Origin of the sequence: Martinezella rhizogenes (genome assembly GCF_007002745.1) — a bacterium.
Taxonomy (GTDB): domain Bacteria; phylum Pseudomonadota; class Alphaproteobacteria; order Rhizobiales; family Rhizobiaceae; genus Agrobacterium; species Agrobacterium cucumeris.
In genome coordinates this window covers 692,898-712,070 of the sequence record NZ_SGNY01000001.1, presented here as the reverse complement: position 1 = coordinate 712,070, position 19,173 = coordinate 692,898, and the positions used below count along the sequence as shown (strand labels likewise).

General features: G+C 59.6%; 26 protein-coding genes. 10 read left to right on the top strand and 16 right to left on the bottom strand.

The window, feature by feature from the left end; genetic code table 11:
• The first annotated feature begins 2 nt into the window (after positions 1–2).
• Positions 3–647: a leucyl/phenylalanyl-tRNA--protein transferase gene (aat, locus tag EXN68_RS03620; protein WP_142839646.1), complete on the top strand. Its 645-nt coding sequence runs from the start codon at positions 3–5 to the stop codon at positions 645–647.
• A gap of 79 nt (positions 648–726) precedes the next feature.
• Positions 727–1,170 (top strand): hypothetical protein, encoded by a 444-nt coding sequence (locus EXN68_RS03615; protein ID WP_142839645.1) that lies wholly within the window; start codon positions 727–729, stop codon positions 1,168–1,170.
• Between the two features lie 18 nt (positions 1,171–1,188).
• Here the strand turns inward: EXN68_RS03615 and EXN68_RS03610 are convergent, their stop codons facing one another.
• The 5 genes from EXN68_RS03610 to gatB all read right to left on the bottom strand — a co-directional run bounded on the left by EXN68_RS03610 (position 1,189) and on the right by gatB (position 5,021).
• Positions 1,189–1,626: a DUF2155 domain-containing protein gene (locus EXN68_RS03610; RefSeq protein ID WP_046800274.1), complete on the bottom strand. Its 438-nt coding sequence runs from the start codon at positions 1,624–1,626 to the stop codon at positions 1,189–1,191.
• Between the two features lie 131 nt (positions 1,627–1,757).
• On the bottom strand, positions 1,758–2,156 hold the full coding sequence (locus EXN68_RS03605; RefSeq protein WP_046800275.1) for an NADH:ubiquinone oxidoreductase subunit NDUFA12: 399 nt from the start codon (positions 2,154–2,156) through the stop codon (positions 1,758–1,760).
• A gap of 110 nt (positions 2,157–2,266) precedes the next feature.
• Positions 2,267–2,740: a GNAT family N-acetyltransferase gene (locus EXN68_RS03600; protein WP_142839644.1), complete on the bottom strand. Its 474-nt coding sequence runs from the start codon at positions 2,738–2,740 to the stop codon at positions 2,267–2,269.
• Entirely contained in the window at positions 2,737–3,234 is a 498-nt protein-coding gene (locus EXN68_RS03595; RefSeq protein WP_142839643.1) for a GNAT family N-acetyltransferase, read from the bottom strand. The genes EXN68_RS03600 and EXN68_RS03595 overlap by 4 nt, the downstream gene beginning before the upstream one ends.
• Before the next feature lie 281 nt (positions 3,235–3,515).
• Positions 3,516–5,021 carry an Asp-tRNA(Asn)/Glu-tRNA(Gln) amidotransferase subunit GatB gene (gene gatB / locus EXN68_RS03590; protein WP_142839642.1) on the bottom strand — a complete coding sequence of 502 codons (1,506 nt, stop codon included), beginning with the start codon at positions 5,019–5,021 and terminating at the stop codon, positions 3,516–3,518.
• A 150-nt stretch (positions 5,022–5,171) separates the two neighbouring features.
• Here gatB and EXN68_RS03585 point away from each other — a divergent pair, with 150 nt between their 5' ends.
• The gene (locus EXN68_RS03585; RefSeq protein WP_142839641.1) at positions 5,172–5,504 is read left to right on the top strand and encodes a DUF1294 domain-containing protein; all 333 of its coding nucleotides are present in this window, start codon (positions 5,172–5,174) and stop codon (positions 5,502–5,504) included.
• Here EXN68_RS03585 and EXN68_RS03580 read toward each other — a convergent pair.
• Positions 5,486–5,995: a GNAT family N-acetyltransferase gene (locus tag EXN68_RS03580; protein ID WP_142839640.1), complete on the bottom strand. Its 510-nt coding sequence runs from the start codon at positions 5,993–5,995 to the stop codon at positions 5,486–5,488. The two genes, EXN68_RS03585 and EXN68_RS03580, sit on opposite strands and share 19 nt — an antisense overlap.
• A gap of 274 nt (positions 5,996–6,269) precedes the next feature.
• On the opposite strand from EXN68_RS03580, the gene EXN68_RS03575 reads away from it, so the two are divergent.
• Positions 6,270–6,527 (top strand): YjhX family toxin, encoded by a 258-nt coding sequence (locus tag EXN68_RS03575; protein ID WP_142839639.1) that lies wholly within the window; start codon positions 6,270–6,272, stop codon positions 6,525–6,527.
• Positions 6,528–6,600: 73 nt separating this feature from the next.
• Here the strand turns inward: EXN68_RS03575 and EXN68_RS03570 are convergent, their stop codons facing one another.
• The 4 genes from EXN68_RS03570 to EXN68_RS03555 all read right to left on the bottom strand — a co-directional run bounded on the left by EXN68_RS03570 (position 6,601) and on the right by EXN68_RS03555 (position 9,743).
• Complete coding sequence (locus EXN68_RS03570) at positions 6,601–7,098, bottom strand: GNAT family N-acetyltransferase (RefSeq protein ID WP_271044296.1); 498 nt, start codon at positions 7,096–7,098, stop codon at positions 6,601–6,603.
• Positions 7,089–8,570, bottom strand: coding sequence for an Asp-tRNA(Asn)/Glu-tRNA(Gln) amidotransferase subunit GatA (gene gatA, locus EXN68_RS03565; protein ID WP_142839636.1), 1,482 nt, complete (start codon positions 8,568–8,570; stop codon positions 7,089–7,091). Before gatA ends, EXN68_RS03570 begins: the two co-directional genes overlap by 10 nt.
• A gap of 55 nt (positions 8,571–8,625) precedes the next feature.
• Positions 8,626–8,913: an Asp-tRNA(Asn)/Glu-tRNA(Gln) amidotransferase subunit GatC gene (gene gatC / locus EXN68_RS03560; RefSeq protein ID WP_003521472.1), complete on the bottom strand. Its 288-nt coding sequence runs from the start codon at positions 8,911–8,913 to the stop codon at positions 8,626–8,628.
• Positions 8,914–9,038: 125 nt separating this feature from the next.
• On the bottom strand, positions 9,039–9,743 hold the full coding sequence (locus tag EXN68_RS03555) for a metal-dependent hydrolase (RefSeq protein ID WP_142839635.1): 705 nt from the start codon (positions 9,741–9,743) through the stop codon (positions 9,039–9,041).
• Positions 9,744–9,932: 189 nt separating this feature from the next.
• Between EXN68_RS03555 and EXN68_RS03550 the strand changes: the two genes are divergently transcribed.
• Positions 9,933–10,235: an alkylphosphonate utilization protein gene (locus EXN68_RS03550; protein WP_142839634.1), complete on the top strand. Its 303-nt coding sequence runs from the start codon at positions 9,933–9,935 to the stop codon at positions 10,233–10,235.
• 14 nt (positions 10,236–10,249) lie between these two features.
• A complete protein-coding gene (gene ruvX / locus EXN68_RS03545) occupies positions 10,250–10,729 on the top strand; it encodes a Holliday junction resolvase RuvX (RefSeq protein ID WP_142839633.1) in 480 nt (159 codons plus the stop codon).
• Here ruvX and EXN68_RS03540 read toward each other — a convergent pair.
• From EXN68_RS03540 to EXN68_RS03520, 6 genes are all read right to left on the bottom strand, one after another.
• Positions 10,681–10,998 (bottom strand): DUF6105 family protein, encoded by a 318-nt coding sequence (locus EXN68_RS03540; RefSeq protein ID WP_142839632.1) that lies wholly within the window; start codon positions 10,996–10,998, stop codon positions 10,681–10,683. The genes ruvX and EXN68_RS03540 overlap by 49 nt on opposite strands.
• A complete protein-coding gene (locus tag EXN68_RS27580; RefSeq protein ID WP_193559505.1) occupies positions 10,995–11,156 on the bottom strand; it encodes a hypothetical protein in 162 nt (53 codons plus the stop codon). Before EXN68_RS27580 ends, EXN68_RS03540 begins: the two co-directional genes overlap by 4 nt.
• 252 nt (positions 11,157–11,408) lie before the next feature.
• Positions 11,409–12,053, bottom strand: a complete 645-nt coding sequence (locus EXN68_RS03535) for a TetR/AcrR family transcriptional regulator (protein WP_142839631.1) — start codon at positions 12,051–12,053, stop codon at positions 11,409–11,411.
• 154 nt (positions 12,054–12,207) lie between these two features.
• Complete coding sequence (locus EXN68_RS03530) at positions 12,208–12,819, bottom strand: GNAT family N-acetyltransferase (RefSeq protein WP_142839630.1); 612 nt, start codon at positions 12,817–12,819, stop codon at positions 12,208–12,210.
• A 137-nt stretch (positions 12,820–12,956) separates the two neighbouring features.
• Positions 12,957–14,609: an acyl-CoA dehydrogenase family protein gene (locus tag EXN68_RS03525; protein WP_046800287.1), complete on the bottom strand. Its 1,653-nt coding sequence runs from the start codon at positions 14,607–14,609 to the stop codon at positions 12,957–12,959.
• A 136-nt stretch (positions 14,610–14,745) separates the two neighbouring features.
• The gene (locus EXN68_RS03520; protein ID WP_237681347.1) at positions 14,746–15,324 is read right to left on the bottom strand and encodes a LysE family translocator; all 579 of its coding nucleotides are present in this window, start codon (positions 15,322–15,324) and stop codon (positions 14,746–14,748) included.
• Positions 15,325–15,580: 256 nt separating this feature from the next.
• Here EXN68_RS03520 and EXN68_RS03515 point away from each other — a divergent pair, with 256 nt between their 5' ends.
• From EXN68_RS03515 to plsY, 4 genes are all read left to right on the top strand, one after another.
• Entirely contained in the window at positions 15,581–16,012 is a 432-nt protein-coding gene (locus tag EXN68_RS03515; protein WP_142839629.1) for a nuclear transport factor 2 family protein, read from the top strand.
• Positions 16,013–16,262: 250 nt separating this feature from the next.
• Positions 16,263–17,204 (top strand): aspartate carbamoyltransferase catalytic subunit, encoded by a 942-nt coding sequence (locus EXN68_RS03510; protein ID WP_003502441.1) that lies wholly within the window; start codon positions 16,263–16,265, stop codon positions 17,202–17,204.
• Positions 17,201–18,493, top strand: coding sequence for a dihydroorotase (locus EXN68_RS03505; protein WP_142839628.1), 1,293 nt, complete (start codon positions 17,201–17,203; stop codon positions 18,491–18,493). Before EXN68_RS03510 ends, EXN68_RS03505 begins: the two co-directional genes overlap by 4 nt.
• Before the next feature lie 48 nt (positions 18,494–18,541).
• On the top strand, positions 18,542–19,159 hold the full coding sequence (plsY, locus tag EXN68_RS03500) for a glycerol-3-phosphate 1-O-acyltransferase PlsY (protein ID WP_161991179.1): 618 nt from the start codon (positions 18,542–18,544) through the stop codon (positions 19,157–19,159).
• Positions 19,160–19,173 lie beyond the last annotated feature (14 nt).

Here is a 19,173-nt window from a genome sequence, read left to right as displayed (position 1 = left end):
ATATGGCTGGGCGGCGCAGCAGAAATAACGGCATAACGGTCGATATTCTGCTGCGCGCCTATTCCGCCGGCCTGTTTCCCATGGCCGATTCGGCTGATGATCCGGAACTTTTCTGGGTCGAGCCGGAGATACGCGGCATCATCCCGCTCGATGATTTTCACGTTTCCAAAAGCCTCGCCAAGGCGATACGCAAGAAGCCGTTCGACATACGCTTCAACACCGCCTTCGAAGCTGTCATGGCGGGATGTGCGGCGGAAGCGCCGGACAGACCCAGCACCTGGATCAACGCCACCATTCGCAGGCTTTATACCGAGCTGCACCAGATCGGCCATGCCCACAGCGTTGAGGCGTGGGAGGGAAAGGAACTTGTCGGCGGTCTTTATGGCGTCTCGCTGGGGGCCGCGTTCTTTGGCGAAAGCATGTTTTCCCGCCGCACCAACGCCTCGAAGATTTGCCTCGTGCATCTGGTGGAGCGGTTGCGGCAGCAGGGGTTTACCCTGCTCGACACACAATTCACGACCGAGCACCTGAAAACATTCGGTGCAATCGACATTCCAAAATCGGAATATGCGACGATACTGGAAGCCGCCGTCGACCGGCCGGATGTGCCCTTTGATAAATTGATCGCCGAAGAAAATCCCCGCTGAAAACAAGCTTGGATTTTTCTTGCAACCCGCAAAAACTTGACTTATCCGATCATGATATTTCATTTATTGGGGGATGATCATGCGCTGGATCGCGGCCTTCTTGTTAACGCTGGCACTGGTAGCAACGGCGACTGCCGCTGAACAGCGCCCCAACCCGCAAGCCGCCTGGCGACACGAGGTTTCACGCGCCTTGGCGGGCGCAACCGGCCGACCCGAATTCAAGGTCGTGCGGACGAAAAATCAGCAGGTGCTCCTTGTCAGTTTTCGCGTTGACCAGACGGGGAAAATGCAGGCCGTACAGGTCAAAAACATCAGGAACAGCACTTACCAAGCCCGAGCGGCTGTAAAGAAGGTATTTTCCGAGGTCCGATTCCCCTCGCCTCCCGCCAGCGATCGGCCCCACAAGTTCAGCGTTCCAATCGTGATCGGACCCGAACTGACGCGGGAAGAAATGATCGAACAACTCGAAAGCAGAAGCAAAGCCTTGGCCGCTATGGCCGAGAAGCTGAAGCGCCAGCGGTAGTTACCGATCAGACGGTGATTATTTGCTGGCCGTAGAAGGGGCAGGAACTTCCGAGTCCTGCTTGCAGCCCGTCAGCCACACGTCGTAGATCGGGTGCTCAACGGCGTTGAGGCCCGGGCTGTCGGCGAACATCCAGCCGGTGAAGATTCGCTTGATCTTGCGGTCGAGGGTGATTTCATCGACCTCGACAAAAGCGTCGATCTTCTGGGTTTCCGTCTGGTCGCGGGAATAACAGACCTTTGGCGTCACCTGAAGCGCGCCGAATTGAACCGTCTCGTCGATATAAACATCAAAGGATGTGATGCGGCCGGTGATCTTGTCGATGCCGGAAAACACCGCAACGCGGTTTTCCAGACGGGCGGCAGAGACGGGTGAAATGAGGATGGCAGCAGAGACCGCAGCAAACAGCGACACTGTCAGCGCACGCAAAGAACGATCCCGCGTGATTTTCCTCATACGATATGTCTCCAAATATTTGCCTGTGTCGAGACGCCGACCGGATCAACGCGTAAGGGCGGAATGTGGCAAAAACCGGTGAGGCCGGATGTCAGCGCGGTGTTTTGCACAACACCGCGCATCGCAATGGCTCAGTTGCCGGGTGTCCAGGCGTCGTAGTCGCCGGTCACGCGCGGGCGTTCGCCGGCAACAGCCAACGACCCCTGAGGGCGATAGGCTTTGGACGTGCCGGTGTGGTTCGGCTGATGTGGCTTCTGCCAGTCGCGCGCGACGTAGCTTTCCTGACTCGGCGGTACGTCGGTGCGATAATGCATCCAGCCATGCCAGCCCGGCGGAATGGCCGAGGCTTCCGCATAACCATTATAGATCACCCAGCGGCGCGGCATGCCCCAGGAGGTGGTGCCGCCTTCATAATAGGTATTGCCCAACTCATCCTGTCCGACTTTCTTGCCAAAACGCCAGGTGTGAAACCGCGTTCCGATCGTCTGGCCGTTCCACCAGGTGAAGATTTGCGTCAGGAGAGTCTTCATTATCCGTTCCTCGGGCTTGAATGCGCTGCAGCGATTTTAAATCGCACGGCACAAGACATGCTTATGCCGCCCCTCACGGCAATTGTCCAGCATTTCGAGATATATCGGCGCTATTTCAGCTTCATCCTGAAGCCTAAATGCCGCTTCTCGAAACCCAGTCGCTCATAGAAGCGATGTGCGTCCAGCCGGGCCATGTTGGAGGTGAGCTGGGCGGCATTCATGCACTGACGACGGGCTTCCTCAAGGCAATAATTGATCATCACCGCGCCGATGCCCCGTCCGCGCATGTCAGACCGTGTCTGCACCGCCTCGATCACCATGGATTTGGCCCCTCGCCCCACGAGCTTGGTGAGGATGGCCGTCTGGAAAGTACCGACCACTTCGCCATCCAGTTCCGCCACATAAAGCGTTTCGCTGGGCGATGCGGCAATGGCACGGAAGGCCGCGAGATAATCGGGCTGCGCCGATTCGTCGGTGGTGTCACCGTGGCCGCCGATCTCGTCGGCGGCAAAAATGGCGGCGAGCGTCGGAAGATCATCTTCGCGCGCCGTGCGGATTATCAGCTTCTGTAATGTCGCATTCATCGGGTCAGGCTCTTTTCCATAACGATGCCGGGTAAACCCTCGATGCCGGCCATGCGCTCGATTCGGTCTACCTCGACAAATCCGACGCCTTCATAAAAGGCGATTGCGACAGTATTTTTAGGCTCGACTTCAAGACGCATGATTTCCGCATCCGGAAAGCAGGTTTCCAGCTCGGCGAAGAGATCACGGCCGACGCCCTGCCGCTGAAGATCGGGCGCCACATAGAGCTGGTGCAACAGGGCCGTCTTCGCCATCTTGGTGGACATGGAGCCATAGGCCATGCCACCGATCCGCTTGCCGTCATCAGCAACGAGAAACTCGCCGCCCTTTTTCTCGACCCGGTCCTTCATGGCCTGCGGCGAATGCCATGCGGCAATCAGCTCGTTCACCTTGTCTGCGCCGTAGATCGCGTCATAGGTGGCGTGCCATGTCGTCGCGAGCAGCGTCCGGACCGGCTCGATGTCACGCAGGCTGGCTGTGCGGATGAAAAACATGATCTGGCTCCGTCTTGAAACAGAAATGCCGGGCTTTGATCCCGGCAGAAGTGATGTCAGTGCTCTGTGCTCGACGTCATCCCGGCTTGTACCACTGTGTGGCCTAATCGGGAATAATTCGGGCTAAAACCATTACTTCCGTCATGCCGGACTTGATCCGGCATCCAGCCGCCGTGCGTCTGCGCGGCGAAAAGAGTCTTTTCAGCCCAAGGACTTGGGCTGACTGGATACCGGCTCAAGGCCGGTATGACGGAACCGTTGTCCCGTTAGGCAGCCGCCGCTTATTCGTCCTCGATACCGAGCTTGGCCTTCACCAGCGCCTGCACGGCCTGCGGGTTGGCCTTGCCGCCCGTCGCCTTCATGACCTGACCGACGAACCAGCCGGCGAGCGTCGGCTTTGCCTTGACCTTCTCGACCTGATCCGGGTTGGCGGCGATGATATCGTCCACGGCCTTTTCGATGGCGCCGGTGTCCGTCACCTGCTTCATACCGCGGGCCTCGACGATCTCAGCCGGATTGCCGCCTTCGTTCCAGACGATCTCGAACAGATCCTTGGCGATCTTGCCGGAAATGGTCTCGGCCTTGATGAGATCGATGATTCCGCCGAGCTGTTCCGGGGAAACCGGCGTCGTCTCGATATCCTTACCTGATTTATTGAGCGCGCCGAGCAGATCATTGATGACCCAGTTGGCGGCAGCCTTCGGATCGCGGCCGGCGGCGACGGCTTCGTAATAATCGGCGATTGCCTTTTCCGAAACGAGGATGGAGGCGTCATAGACCGACAGGCCGAGATCGGCCACGAAACGGGCCTTCTTGTCGTCGGGCAGTTCCGGCAGATCGACCTTCAGCGCCTCGACGAAAGCATCGTCGAATTCGAGCGGCAGCAGGTCCGGATCGGGGAAATAACGATAGTCATGCGCGTCTTCCTTGGAGCGCATGGAACGCGTTTCGCCCTTGCCGGGATCGAACAGGCGGGTTTCCTGATCGATGGCGCCGCCGTCCTCCAGAATGGCGATCTGGCGGCGTGCCTCATATTCGATGGCCTGACCAACGAAGCGGATGGAGTTGACGTTCTTGATTTCGCAGCGCGTGCCGAAACCTTCGCCGGGACGGCGCACGGAAACGTTGACGTCGGCGCGCATCGAGCCTTCGTCCATGTTGCCGTCGCAGGTGCCGAGATAACGCACGATGGAGCGCAGCTTGGTGAGGTAACCCTTGGCCTCATCCGACGAGCGCATGTCCGGCTTGGAGACGATTTCCATCAGCGCCACGCCCGAACGGTTGAGGTCCACGAAGGACATGGTCGGGTGCTGGTCGTGCATGGACTTGCCGGCGTCCTGCTCCAGATGCAGGCGCTCGATGCCGATCTCGATATCCTCGAAATTGCCCTGACGATCGGGACCAAGCGAAATGGTGATGGTGCCCTCACCGACGATCGGGTCCTTGAACTGCGAAATCTGGTAGCCCTGCGGCAGATCCGGATAGAAATAGTTCTTGCGGTCGAAGATCGAACGGTTGTTGATCTTCGCCTTCAGCCCAAGACCGGTACGCACCGCCTGCTTGACGCATTCCTCGTTGATGACGGGAAGCATGCCGGGCATGGCGGCATCAACAAGCGAGACGTTGGAATTCGGCGCATTTCCGAAGGTGGTGGAGGCACCGGAAAACAGCTTGGAATTGGAGAGAACCTGCGCATGGACTTCCAGTCCGATCACGATTTCCCAATCGCCGGTGGCGCCGGGAATGAAGCGTTTCGGGTCAGGGGTGCGCACGTCTACAAGGGTCATCTGAAGCTCACGATATACGGGTTCTTTGGCTCTGGTGGGTAGAACATATGGCGCGCGGGCGCAAGACATCTTGCGCCCTGTCGCACGAAGCGCCGAATTTTCGGCGCTCTGCATACGTAATTTTTACGCGTCTGATTTTCAATTCAAATCATGACGATGATTGCCCTGTGTTTCATGATCTTTGTCGCCTTCAATCTAGTCGTCTTTCTTGTCTATTGGTGGGACAAGGAAGCGGCGAGGAATGGCGGCTGGCGCATTCGCGAAAGCACATTGCTGGGGCTCGCCTTTTTGGGCGGCAGCGTGGGCGCAATTTCGGCTCAACGCCTGCTGCGGCACAAAACCCGCAAGGAACCCTTTCGCAGCATTCTGCTCTCCATCGTGATTTTACAGGCGGGCCTTGTTGCGTCAGTGGCAATCATGCCGGACTGGCCGGTGCGGCTTGTGAACAGCCTGATAAGGCTCAGTCAAAATTCCGTGCCGTAAAGACCGCTCTCGATCTCGACAAGCTGCTTTTGCAGGCCGACCGACTGTACATCGCGATCGAGCTTCGGCGCGTAGGAGACTGAGAGCCAGCAGACGCTGTAGCCATGGTGGCGGAAAAATGCGACGGCCGGTTCGTTCTGGGCGTGTGTTTCAAGCCGGATGGTTTCAAAACCCCTGTCCGCTATCAGCCGTTCAATATCAGCCAGCAGGAGGCTGCCGACCTGCAGGCGCTGAAAATCCGGATCGATCCAGAAATCTGAAATCGTCTCGTCAAAATGTTCCCGCGCCGCCCATCCGGCAACCGTGCCGCCAAATTCCGCCACGCGAATGGCAAGCCATGATGACCGGGTGAAATTGGAAAAGGCGCTGGCCGCGTTGTCGTAAAGCGTCGCGGTGATGCCGAGTGCGGCGGTTGCCTGACGCCATGCCTTGAGGCCGATAGCCGCTAAGGCCTCCGCTTCCTGCTCATGCGCATTGCGAATGACGATCAAGCCGCGCCCTCCATGGCCATCACAAGTAAAACATCGGTGGCGCGATTCGGCCACATGGTTTTTCCAGACGCGCCCTGGACTTGACCACGCCTGCCTTGCCCGCTAACCAGAACGGGCAAGAACGGAGTTTTTATGTTCGCTCAATCGGAGTCCTGGTAAAGGCCCTGCCCGCAAGTTTCTTGCGCGCCGGGCCAGATGAAACCGAGCCGGATGCCCCAACGGCACCCGGGTTTGCTTTCACGCGTCTAGATGACGCCGACCGGACTTCCAAAAAATGGACATTTCCCGCGCCGAACAGCGCATTCTACACCTGCTCGCCCAGGGCGGCAGAATTGAACTCGTTCGAGACGATACCCGCAAAATCGAAAAAATCGCGCTCTATACGCGCGACGGCTGGATTTTCAGCGGCCTCAATCTCCTCACCTTCCGCAAGCTGAAACAGAAGAGAGCGATCGCCTCTTCCGGCGGCAAGCCTTACCGCATCACCACCCGCGGTCTGGAACTCGTACGGGGTGAGCTGGACAATCGATGACGAAACGGGCGGCGGCTCACTCGCCGCCGCCCGTCACGACGCAAAGCGGCAAAGGCGGCGCAATCCAACCGGATTATGGCGCGAGCTTGCGCTCCAGCTTCACCTTTTCAAGCTCGACTTTCATAATGTCCGACCATTCCATGCCGCGCCATACGATATTGAAACCACAACGCTCATAAAGACCGATGGCAGCACGGTTTCTGGCATGGGTGTCGATCGTGGCAAGCGGCAGGCCCTGCGCGCGCATCCTGTCGAGAAAATGAAGGATAAGGGCCTTGCCGATCCCCTTGCCCTGCCAGTTCGGGTCCACCCAGAGATCGGAAATATGATGCGGCGCCGTATCGCACGCACCCCAGCCGACGACAATGCCGTCGATTTCGGCGACGACAACATCACCGGTCGGGGACTTGGCGAAATTTTCGAATTCACCCTTCACCCGCTCGATGACATCAGGATCGAGATAGCTGTCGTCGAAGGCTTCACCGGAACGCCATGCCGCAAAACCGACAAAGCCGACCGCGTTGCGGTCGGCTTTGTTCATTGGTCTGAGCTTGAGACTGCTCACCACCACTTGGCGGGGGTGAACTTGCCCGCTGCTTGCTCGATGGCGTGCGCCGTCTTGAACAGCGTTTCTTCCTCGAACGGCTTGCCGATGAGCTGCAGGCCGAGCGGCAGGCCCTTGCCGTCAAGGCCGGCTGGCACCGAGAGGCCCGGAAGACCGGCCATGTTGACCGTGATGGTGAAGACGTCCTGCAGGTACATCTTCACCGGATCGGAGGCGAGTTCCTCGTCACCGACAGCAAAGGCGGAAGACGGGGTGATCGGCGCTAGAATGGCGTCGACGCCCGCATGGAAGACGTTCTCGAAGTCACGCTTGATGAGGGTGCGGACCTTCTGCGCCTTCAGGTAATAGGCGTCGTAATAACCGGCCGAGAGCACATAAGTGCCGACCATGATACGGCGCTGTACTTCCTTGCCGAAACCGGCGGCGCGGCTTTTTTCGTACATGTCGGCAATGTCCTTGCCGTCAACGCGCAGGCCGTAGCGCACGCCGTCATAACGGGCAAGGTTGGACGAGGCTTCCGCCGGCGCGACGATGTAATAGGCGGGCAGTGCATATTTGGTGTGCGGCAGCGAAATATCGACCACTTCCGCGCCGGCATCGCGAAGCCATTCCACACCCTTGGCCCAAAGCTTTTCAATCTCTTCCGGCATGCCGTCGACGCGGTATTCCTTGGGGATACCGATCTTAAGGCCCTTGAGCGACTGACCGATGGCCTTTTCATAATCCGGCACCGGCAGATCGACAGAGGTGGTGTCTTTCGCATCCACGCTTGCCATGGTCTTCAACAGGATGGCGGCGTCGCGCACATCACGGGCGATCGGGCCTGCCTGATCAAGCGAGGAAGCATAAGCGACGATGCCGAAGCGCGAGCAGCGGCCATAGGTGGGCTTGATGCCGACCGTGCCGGTAAAGGCGGCCGGCTGGCGGATGGAGCCGCCGGTGTCGGTGGCCGTAGCGCCGGCGCAGAGATGCGCGGCGACAGCTGCTGCCGAACCGCCGGAAGAACCGCCCGGCACCAGCTTCTGGTCGGAACCATTGGCGCGCCACGGATTGATGGCCGGGCCGTACCAGGAGCTTTCATTGGACGAGCCCATGGCGAATTCGTCCATGTTGAGCTTGCCGAGCATGACGGCGCCCTGATCCCAGAGGTTCTGGGTGACGGTGGATTCATATTTCGGCTTGAAGCCATCGAGAACATGCGAACACGCCTGCGTGTGCACGTCGCGGGTGGCGAAAAGGTCCTTCACGCCAAGCGGAACGCCTTCCAGTTCGCCAGCCTTGCCGGCGGCGATGCGTTCGTCGGAGGCTTTCGCCATATCGCGCGCCTTTTCAGGCGTCAAGGCAACATAGGCGTTCAGCGCGCCGTTCGCCGCATCGATGGCGGAGAGATAGGCGTCGGTCAGCTCAAGGGCGGAAAATTCTTTGCCCTTCAGCTTTTCGCGGGCTTCGGCAATGGTCAGGCTCGTCAGGTCGGTCATGGTCGGCAACGGCTTTCGAAAATCTCGGAAAAATCAGGCGGCAAACGGCGATCGCTTATTCGACCACTTTCGGGACCATGAAGAAGTCCCGGTCGGTCGCAGGCGCATTGGCGACAATGTCTTCCGCCTTGTTGCCGTCGGTCACCACGTCGGCGCGTTTTTTCATGTCCACCGGGGTGACTGACGTCATCGGCTCGACGCCGTCGACATTCACTTCCGAAAGCTGCTCCACGAAACCGAGTATGCCGTTCAGCTGGCCGAGCATATTCTGTGCTTCTTCTTCGCTGACAGCGATACGGGCAAGGCGCGCAACGCGCTTCACGGTGGCGAGATCGACGGACATGGTTCTACTCCGATGGGATATTTCCCATTCGCTATAATCACCATGTCCGCCATTCGCAACGGTAGAAAGCATGTCGCGCCAAACTGTATGGCGGTTTTGCAGTCGCGACATGTGCCGGAAAAACGTCAGAAGGACAGCGTATCGCCGGCCTTTGGCGTGTGAACACGGGCTTCAGACCCTTCCATGCCGGCGACGAATTTCTCCGGTGTCTGGTCGATGATCGGGAAGGAACCGTAGTGGCAGGGAAGCACATGCTCGAACTTGAAGAAGCGCTGGCAGGCGAGCGCCGCCACCGCCCCGCCCATGGTAAAACGATCACCGATCGGCACGAGGCCGATATCCGGCTGATGCAGTTCATTGATGAGTTTCATGTCGGAGAAGATATCGGTGTCGCCCATGTGATAGACGGCCGGGCCATCCTCGAAATGCAGCATCAGGCCATTGGCATTGCCGAGCGAATGGGAGACGCCGTCTTCGGTGATCTGGGCCGACGAATGCAGCGCATTGGTGAAGGTGACGGAAAAACCGTCGAAATGCACCGTGCCGCCGGTATTGCCCATATCAACCTTCGCGACACCCTTTACGGAAAGCCAGGCAGCAAGATCGGCATTGGCCAGCACGGTGGCGCCGGTTTCGCGGGCGAGCTGGACGGTGTCGCCGACATGGTCGCCATGGCCGTGGGTCAGGAGAATGTGGGTAATGCCCTCGGCTGCCGATTTGCCATCCTGTCCGGCAAAACCGGGGTTGCCGGTGAAGAACGGATCGATGAGGATCTTCGCGCTACCGTTTTCGAGGCGGAAGGCGGAATGGCCGAGCCAGGTGATTTTCATGGGAACTTCTCCTTTGTATTGCCGGTGTAGTATGACATAGAGCATTTCCAGTAAAAGTGCGTAGCGGTTTTACGTCTGGAAAATGCGTAAAATCAAAGGTCTAGAGCGGGTCTCGCGTTTCCGTTGAAAACTGATGTTTTCTGGAAACAGCCTGAAGAACCGCACTATCGATATTTCAGAGAGGCGACAATGGCCGCAGATAATGACGATTACGTGTATGACGAGGCAACCGGCGAATGGCGGCCGGCTTCAGAGCTGGCAGCAGAGGCGGCGCGCGCCAATGAAGTGCGCGACGCGGCAGGTAATGTGCTCGAAGATGGCGATTCCGTAACGCTGATCAAGGATTTGAAGGTCAAGGGCACCAGCACTGTCATCAAGCAGGGCACCGTCATCAAGTCCATCCGGCTCACCGGAAATCCGGAAGAGATCGATTGCAAGCATGATGCGGTCAAGGGTCTGGTGCTGCGCACTGAATTCGTCCGTAAACGATAAGGGCAGCACACGACATGGCGACACTCACCATCGAGGAACTGGCGGAAACCCTCCAGCCCGCACAGGCGATTGCCGGTCTCGACCTCGGCACGAAGACCATCGGCCTTGCCATGTCGGATCTGTCGCGGCGTTTCGCGACGCCGCGCCCCGTCATCAAGCGGGTAAAATTCACGCAGGACGCCGAAGTGCTGCTGGCCTTCGCCGAAAAGGAGAAGGTGACCGCCTTCATCATCGGGTTGCCGATGAACATGGACGGTTCGGCAGGCCCCCGCGTGCAGGCAACACGCGCCTTCGTGCGCACCATGGGCGAAAAAACCGCCCTGCCCTTTATTTTCTGGGATGAGCGACTGTCGACGGTCGCAGCCGAGCGTGCACTTCTGGAGATGGATGTCTCACGCGCCAAGCGGGCCGAACGCATCGATTCGGCCGCTGCGAGCTTCATTCTTCAGGGCGCGCTGGACAGGCTTTCGGCACTCGCCCGCGCCGTCGACTGACGGCCCGTCCACCAGGCGGCAATCTGCTTCCTCTTGCGGAATGCGAGGATCGCAAACACGATCAGGCTGTCCACCACAATGGCGCGCGCCACCAGAGGCGGCAGGCTTTGCGGTGGCAGGCCGAGAATATTGCCGTAAATCTGGAAAACCAGATCATGCGTCTGGCGTGTGAGCATATAGAAGCCGAAGCTCATGTCGTAATAGGAAAGCCAGTACCAGCTGCCCAGCAGCGCGACAGGACCGGCCCACAGGATCAGAAACCACTTCATGCCGCCTGCCCCCGCGCAAAAACCGTATCGGGAACGCCGGCAAGCACCGCCCAGCGCACCACTGCCATCAGGCAGAGGTTCAGCGCCGGCGCGTCGATATCCAACGGCAGCATCACAAAAAACGTCATCATGACGCCCAAAGCTGTCCAGCGGCTCACTTGCGGCTCCCTTATGCGCAGTCATTGCGCATGGTTAACATTTCGTTAATTCACACTGGACCCGCAGCTATGACGACGCAAATGAAAGCTGCCATTATGGTTAACGGCGGGCGGGTGGCATGTGGAAAAACTGTATCTGCATGAACGGGCAGATGCGGCGGGCGGTTGCCGGCCCGGTGAAAACATCACTTGTTTTTCTTTAATACGGCGCTTGCATGGGGATTGCAGTCTCCCCCACCCCCGGCAGCGAGCTCAGCCGTAAACGCCGCGCACCAGCCTTTTGACGGCCGTGGTAATCTTTTCCCAGTCCCGCTCGGATTTCAGCGGTACACCGGCGAATTGCCCGCTGGTGGCAGCGGAAATGACGAGGTGCTGGATAGCGGCAAACAGCACGGCGTTAACAGCAGCGGTATCAACGCCCTTGGGAGCCGCCAGCGAACCACGCATGCGCTCCAGCCATTTGCCCAGCGACTTGGCGCGGGCTTCGGCAAGCTGACGGACCTGTGGCGATCCGTCCGACACTTCCCAGGCGATGATCTTGCAGACGAGCGGGTCGCTGCGCAGCGCATCCATGAAATAAAGCGCCAGCTTCTCCATGAGATCGCCGTAGGTCAGAAGGAACATGCCGCCGGTGTCTTCGGGAATACGATCCTTTACCCAGGACCCCAGATCTTCGCCAATCGCCTCGATCAAACCGTCAAGGCCGCCGAAATAACGATAGATCAGCTGCTTGTCGCAACCGGCGCGGCGGGCAACCGCATTGATGCCAAAGCCCTGAAAGCCTTCCTCGGCAAGCAGCGACCGCGCGGCGTTGAAGATCGCCTTCTCAGTCGCAGCGCGATCCTTGATACGCTTTTCCGGTCCGTCGGCTGAAATCGCCTCTGCGCTCGCCAGCATGGTTGTCTTCCCGTGTTCTAAAGGCCTGACTACAGGAGTTAACAAAGCATGAAGGGATGGACAATGTGGCGTGGCGGATGGGAGGAAGGTTCCTGTGGATGAAGCGTTCTCCAGGTGAACAATCCCAAGCCCATGCGCCTTGGAATCCGCCGGCCTACTCCAACCCCATGCCGAACCACACACTTCCGGGCGTTTCGTGGCTCTCCAGGCGTTTGAAGCCGCGGGTTTCCCAAAAACGCATGCCGGCATGGTTGCGTTCGCTGGCGCCGAGATGGATGCCGTAGACGTTGTTCTGTCTTGCCATGTCCAGCCAGCGCGACAGAAGCCGGGTGCCGCCGCCCTTGCCCTGGGTGCGCGGCAGTAGGTTCATGTGGATATGGGCCGGAAACGGATCGGTAAGCCAGGTGGGCGTGCGGCGCGGATGGTGGATGAAATGCGCCCGGCGCTGGTCGGCGTCCCAAGTCTGCTGGTCGCCGTCGGGATCGGGGTAAAGGGCACGCAGATGCGGCCACCATTCCTGCTCCAGCCGCTCTTCGTGCACGGCGGTATCGAGCGCACCGGCAATGTAACCGCAGACACCCTGCTCGTCCTCGGCCACAAAAACGGCATCGGGCCACAGATGCAGATAGGGCACGGAATAGATATGCCCGACCATGCGGCCATCGTTGTAAAGCGGGGTGGCATCCTGCCCGGCATCGCCGGTGGCAAGGCTTATGGCATAGAGCGCGTCTTCATCCTCGGCGCGGGCGGAACGGAAGGTCAGCATTGGCAGCCGCCTTCCCCTGCCGCGCATCGACACGCGAAAGTGTCACGACAGATCGGAACACACCTAACGCCATTGCTGTTTTTCAAATCCGAGACCCCTCCCGCCGGGACTGTAAAACCTTCATCCGTCTACGTCGATCAGGACGCAGGCGGATAAAGGAGATCGATTATATAGTTCGGATCGAAGCGGGAATCGAGCATGCCGTAAGTGTGCCGCCAGCCACCCGCAAGACGGGTTTCGAGGAAGGCATCGGCGATCTTGCCAGCCCCCAGGCGGCAAAGCTCGGCGGCAGCGGCCGCAAGCGCGAACTGCTCCACCAGAAGACGGGCCGCTCCTTCGTCGCGTTCGGCAAGGGCGATCGCGGCGCGCAGCACGTCGGTGGTCTTTTTGCCGGCAGGCCCGAGGTCGCGTTCCAGCGTCTGGAAGACGAGATCGAACAGGTCCTTGCCGCGCTGGAGAACCCGCAGCACATCCAGCGCCATGACGTTGCCGGATCCTTCCCAGATGGCGTTAACAGGCGCTTCGCGGTAATGGCGGGCAATCGGCCGCTCTTCCACGTAACCGTTGCCGCCAAGGCATTCCATGGCCTCGTAGATGAGCGCCGGCGCGATCTTGCAGCACCAGTATTTCACAATCGGCGTCATCACCCGCGCATAAGCGGCTTCTGCCGGGTTGTTGCGTGCCGCATCGAAGGCCGTCGCCAGCCGGAAGGAAAGTGCCGTTGCCGCAGCCACATCCAGCGCCATGTCGGCGAGAACGCGGGTCATGATCGGCTGGCTGACCAGCATCTTGCCGAAGACCGAGCGTCCGCGGGCGAAATGGACGGCTTCGGCAAGCGAAGCGCGCATCATGCCAGATGATGCCAGCGCGCAGTCGAGCCGCGTCAGCGTCACCATGTCGAGAATGGTGCGAATGCCGCTGCCGGGATCGCCCAGCAGATAACCGAAGGCATCGGTGAACTCGACCTCGGCTGACGCATTGGAACGATTGCCGAGCTTGTCCTTGAGGCGCTGGAAATGCAGGCCGTTCTTCGAACCGTCTTCCAGATAACGCGGCACGAGGAAGCAGCCCATGCCGTCGCCCATCTGGGCCAGCATGACGAAACCGTCGCTCATCGGCGCGGAGAGGAACCACTTGTGGCCGGACAGGCGGTAGATACCCTCGCCCACCCGCTCGGCCGTCGTGCGGTTGGCGCGCACATCCGTGCCGCCCTGCTTTTCCGTCATGCCCATGCCGATGGTGACGGCGGTTTTCTGCAGGGCCGGTTTCTGCGCAGAATCATATTTGCGCGACAGGATTTTCGGCATCCATTCCTTCTGCACCCGCGGCGAAGTCATGATGGCAGCGACGGAAGCGCTGGTCATGGTCAGCGGGCAAAGATGCCCCGCCTCGAGCTGAGACGTCAGGTAGAATTTCGTAGCGCGGGCCTTGTGTTCATTGCCGCGCGTATCGGGAGAGTTTTCCCAGACGCTGGAATGCAGGCCTGATGACATGGAACGGCGCATCAGCGCGTGCCAGGCGGGGTGGAACTCCACCTGATCCAGACGTTCGCCACGCGGGCCGTGAGTATGAAGCTGCGGCACGCCCTGATTGGCCATGCGCGCCAGTTCCTGCGCCTCGTGCGAGGTGACGTAGCGGCCGAGCTGATCGAACTCATCCCTCAGGTTACGTGACAGGCCAGAGGTGAGGTCGACGATCAGCGGATCGGAACGATAGGCATTGATGCCGGACCAGAGGCTTGGCTGGTTCAGTTCGGCGAGCGATTCTTCTGTCCGGGAATTCTGGGTCATCCGCTGCTTCTAGCTGTTTTATACTGGAATTGCATAGTGGGGTGATATTGCATAATTCCACCCACAGGAAGCGATTGAGACGATTAAACCCCCGCTTTCAGTATTTTTCGGGCGTATCCCGATTTAGGTATCCGACCTAGAGAATGCCAAACACGTTTCCGGCAAGACCGAGCGACAGCACCAGCAGAAAGCCGGAGGCGGTGCCGCGTACCAGCCGTGGCGAAGACTGACCCGCATGACGAATGAGAAGCGCGCCTGCCGATAACCACGCAAGGGCTGCAAACGCCACCAGCACCGAAAACAGCAGGATAAGCGGCCAGATTTCCGTGAGCGGCGCCTGCGGCAACAGAACGAGGCCGACGATCAGCCCTTTCGGGTTGAGGCAGGTGGTGACGAAGACCCGGCGCAAGGTGATCGCCTCGCCGATCGGCGCGGAGGATGGCAGCGTCCATAGCCGCACCGCCAGAAACGCAACCCAGATCGCGGCACAGAGCTTGATCGCTTGCGCAAGGCCGGCATGGGTTTGCAGAAAGTCGGAAAACAATGCGGTGAGCGCAAGGATGACGAGCAGATAACCGGCAATTTCGCCCAGCATCAGCGGGAGCGATGCACGAATACCGCGCCCGGCACCGGAAAGGGCGAGAAGCGTATTGGTTGGGCCGGGCGTCAAAAGCAGGGCGAGAACGGCAAGGGCGAAAACAGAATAGGAATGCATTGCGATATGTCCGATCAACCGCGTCGCAGGCCGGGTTTGGCCGCGAATTCCATCCGAAACTGACCGATGCCACCAGGTTGCGCCTTGATGTAACGCAAGTGAGGGAACATTCCCAGTCCCTGACCTCGCGGGACTTTGTTCTCCTAACGGCATGAGCGGCGGACGACCAATCTCATTCGGAGGTTCGGCTTACGCGATTGCTGAAGGATGTTATCCTTGCGGCAGAGTGAAAACCGGGCTGCCAGGGGAGGAAACCATGGAAGCCAGCATCAGGAAATTCTTTGAGCGATACGAACGCTTTTTCAACAAGTCCCTTGGTGGCGACGTGGATATGAAAGAGGCCGCGTATCTCTACGCTTCCGCTTTCATCGCCGCCTCACCGGCCGGTGTAATCACCGGAAAGAACGATAACCACCTGCGGCAGGTGATGGCGCAGGGCTACGAGCGCTATCGGGCGATGGGCACCAGGGAGATGCGCATACGCGATATCAGCCTTTCGCCCATCGATGACCATCATTGCACGGCCCACGTTGCCTGGACGGCAACCTATGCCCGCCAGGACCAAGCTGATGTTGCGATCGATTTTGATGTTCACTACTTCGTCCAGACGCTGAATGGCGAGCCGAAAGTTTTCGGCTGGGTCTCAGGTGATGAGCAGGCGCTCCTGAGGAAACACGGCATTCTCTGACGCCGGCTCAGGACGGAACCACGGCTTGCCCAGTTCCCTCATCTGTCGAGACTGGGGGAAACATTGCCGTGTTTTCATTTCAGGGGTTGCGGACGCTTGCCCCGTGACCATGCAGTCTCTATAGAGCGCAGGACCGAATTCCGCGGCGCTCCTGAGGCGTGTTTACGGCGAATGGCAGCGCACGGATCAGCATTCGGGCGTTCCGGGCATTTTCACGGGAAAATGCGACGCCCGTCAGGAGGCAAACCGCATGGTCTTCTTCCCCCATCGCCATCTCCTCGGCATCAAGGGGCTTTCCCATCAGGATATCACCCTGCTTCTCGACAAGGCTGACGAGGCGGTGAAAATCAGCCGCCAGCGCGAGAAAAAGACCTCGACGCTTCGGGGCCTGACGCAGATCAACCTGTTCTTCGAAGCCTCGACGCGCACACAATCCTCCTTCGAGCTGGCCGGAAAACGTCTCGGCGCAGATGTGATGAACATGTCGGTCGGCAATTCATCGGTGAAGAAGGGCGAAACGCTGATCGATACGGCGATGACGCTGAACGCCATGCGCCCGGATGTGCTGGTGGTTCGCCACTCCTCTGCCGGCGCCGCAGCCCTTCTGGCGCAAAAGGTCGCCTGCTCCGTGGTCAATGCCGGCGACGGCCAGCACGAGCACCCGACACAGGCGCTGCTCGATGCGCTGACCATCCGCCGCGCCAAGGGCGAACTATCAGGTATTACCGTGGCGATCTGCGGCGACGTACTGCATTCGCGCGTTGCCCGCTCAAACATCATCCTGCTCAACCAGATGGGCGCGCGCGTTCGCGTCGTCGCACCCGCCACACTTCTTCCTTCAGGCATTCGCGACATGAGCGTGGAAGTCTTCCACGACATGAAGGAAGGGCTGAAGAACGCCGATGTGGTGATGATGCTGCGCCTGCAGCGCGAGCGCATGTCCGGCTCCTTCGTGCCTTCGGTGCGCGAATATTTCCATTATTACGGTCTGGATGCCGAAAAGCTGAAGGCGGCAAAGGAAGATGCATTGGTCATGCATCCCGGCCCGATGAACCGCGGCGTGGAAATCGCCTCCGAAGTGGCCGACGGTCCGCAGAGCGTGATCGAAAGTCAGGTGGAAATGGGGGTTGCCGTGCGCATGGCTGTGATGGAAACCCTGCTTGTCTCGCAAAATCAGGGTGAGCGCGTATGAGTGCCGTGACCGTTCTCAAGAACCTTCGCATCGTCGATCCTTCCCGTGGTGTCGACGAGACCGGCAGCATAATCATCGGTGCTGATGGTACCATTCTCGCAGCCGGCAAGGATGCACACAATCAAGGCGCGCCTGATGGTGCGACGGTGCGCGACTGCAAGGGGCTGTTGGCCGTTCCCGGTCTGGTGGATGCCCGTGTTTTCGTGGGTGAGCCGGGTGCTGAACACCGCGAAACCATTGAATCCGCATCGCGTGCGGCAGCGGCCGGCGGCGTCACCAGTATCATCATGATGCCTGACACCGATCCTGTGATCGACGACATCGCGCTGGTCGAATATGTGAAAAAGACGGCGCGTGACAAGGCGATCGTCAATGTGCATCCCGCAGCCGCTCTGACCAAAGGTCTGCGGGGCGAGGAAATGACCGAATTCGGCATGCTGAAGGAGGCCGGTGCGGTGGCCTTCACCAATGGCCGCAAGGCGCTTTCCGACACGCTGGTGCTGCGCCGCGCCATGACCTATGCCCGCGAACTGGGTGCTGTCATCGCGCTGGAGACCCGCGACAAATATATTGGCGGCGGTGACATGAACGAGGGGCTTTTTGCCAGCTGGCTCGGGCTGTCAGGCGTCCCGAAGGAAGCCGAGATCATCCCGCTGGAGCGTGACCTGCGCATTGCCGGGCTGACACAGGCGATCTACCACGCCGCCAAGATTTCCGTGCCGGAATCGGCAGAGGCGATCCGGGTCGCCCGGCAGCGGGGCGTGAAGGCCACCTGCGGCATCTCGATCAATCATCTGACGCTCAACGAGAACGATATCGGCGAATACCGCACCTTCTTCAAGCTTTCCCCACCGCTGCGCGCCGAAGACGACCGCAAGGCCATGGTGGAAGCGCTGAAGGACGGCACCATCGATATCATCGTTTCCTCGCACGACCCGCAGGATGTCGACACCAAGCGCCTGCCGTTTTCGGATGCGGCAAGCGGCGCAGTGGGGCTGGAAACCATGCTGGCGGCGGCATTGCGCCTCCACCACAGCGGCGAGGTTCCGCTGATGCGGCTGATCGATGCGCTCTCCACCCGTCCGGCGAAAATCTTCGGTCTGGATGCGGGAACGCTTAAAGTCGGCGCGAAAGCCGATATCACCCTGATCGATCTCGACGAGCCGTGGCTTGTCACCCGCGAGCAGCTGGTGTCGAAATCCAAGAATACGCCGTTCGAAGATGCCCGTTTCAGCGGCCGCGCTGTCGCCACTTATGTGGCTGGCAAAGCCGTTCATTCCTTGGCATAAGATCACGGCAAGAGATCACGCGGCAGGCGCGACAGAGGGGACATCTGAATGAGTGCTTTGACTGACTGGCAGACGGCGCCTGCCCTTCTCGCGCTTGCGGCGCTGATCGGCTATCTGCTCGGTTCCATCCCCTTCGGTCTCATTCTCACCCGCATGGCGGGGCTGGGCGACGTGCGCAAGATCGGTTCGGGCAATATTGGCGCCACCAACGTGCTGCGCACCGGTAACAAGAAGCTTGCCGCAGCGACCCTGCTGCTCGATGCGTTGAAGGGCACGGCGGCGGTGCTGGTCGCCAATGCGCTCTGGGGTTACGAGGCCTCGCTGGTGGCCGGTTTCTTCGCTTTTCTCGGCCACCTGTTTCCGGTGTGGCTCGGCTTCAAGGGCGGCAAGGGTGTGGCCGTCTATATCGGCGTGCTTCTCGGTGCGGCACCGCTGATGATGCTGGCCTTCGCGCTGATCTGGCTCGCAACTGCCTTCATCACCCGCTACTCTTCGTTGTCGGCGCTTTTGGCCATGCTGATCATTCCTGTAGCGCTCTGGGTGCTTGGACCTGAAAAGACGGCAATGCTGGTAACGCTGCTGAGCGTGATTTCATGGTGGAAGCACCGCGAGAATATTGCGCGGCTCCTGGCCGGTACCGAAAGCAGGATCGGTCAAAAGGGCTGAACCCCATCTTGAGG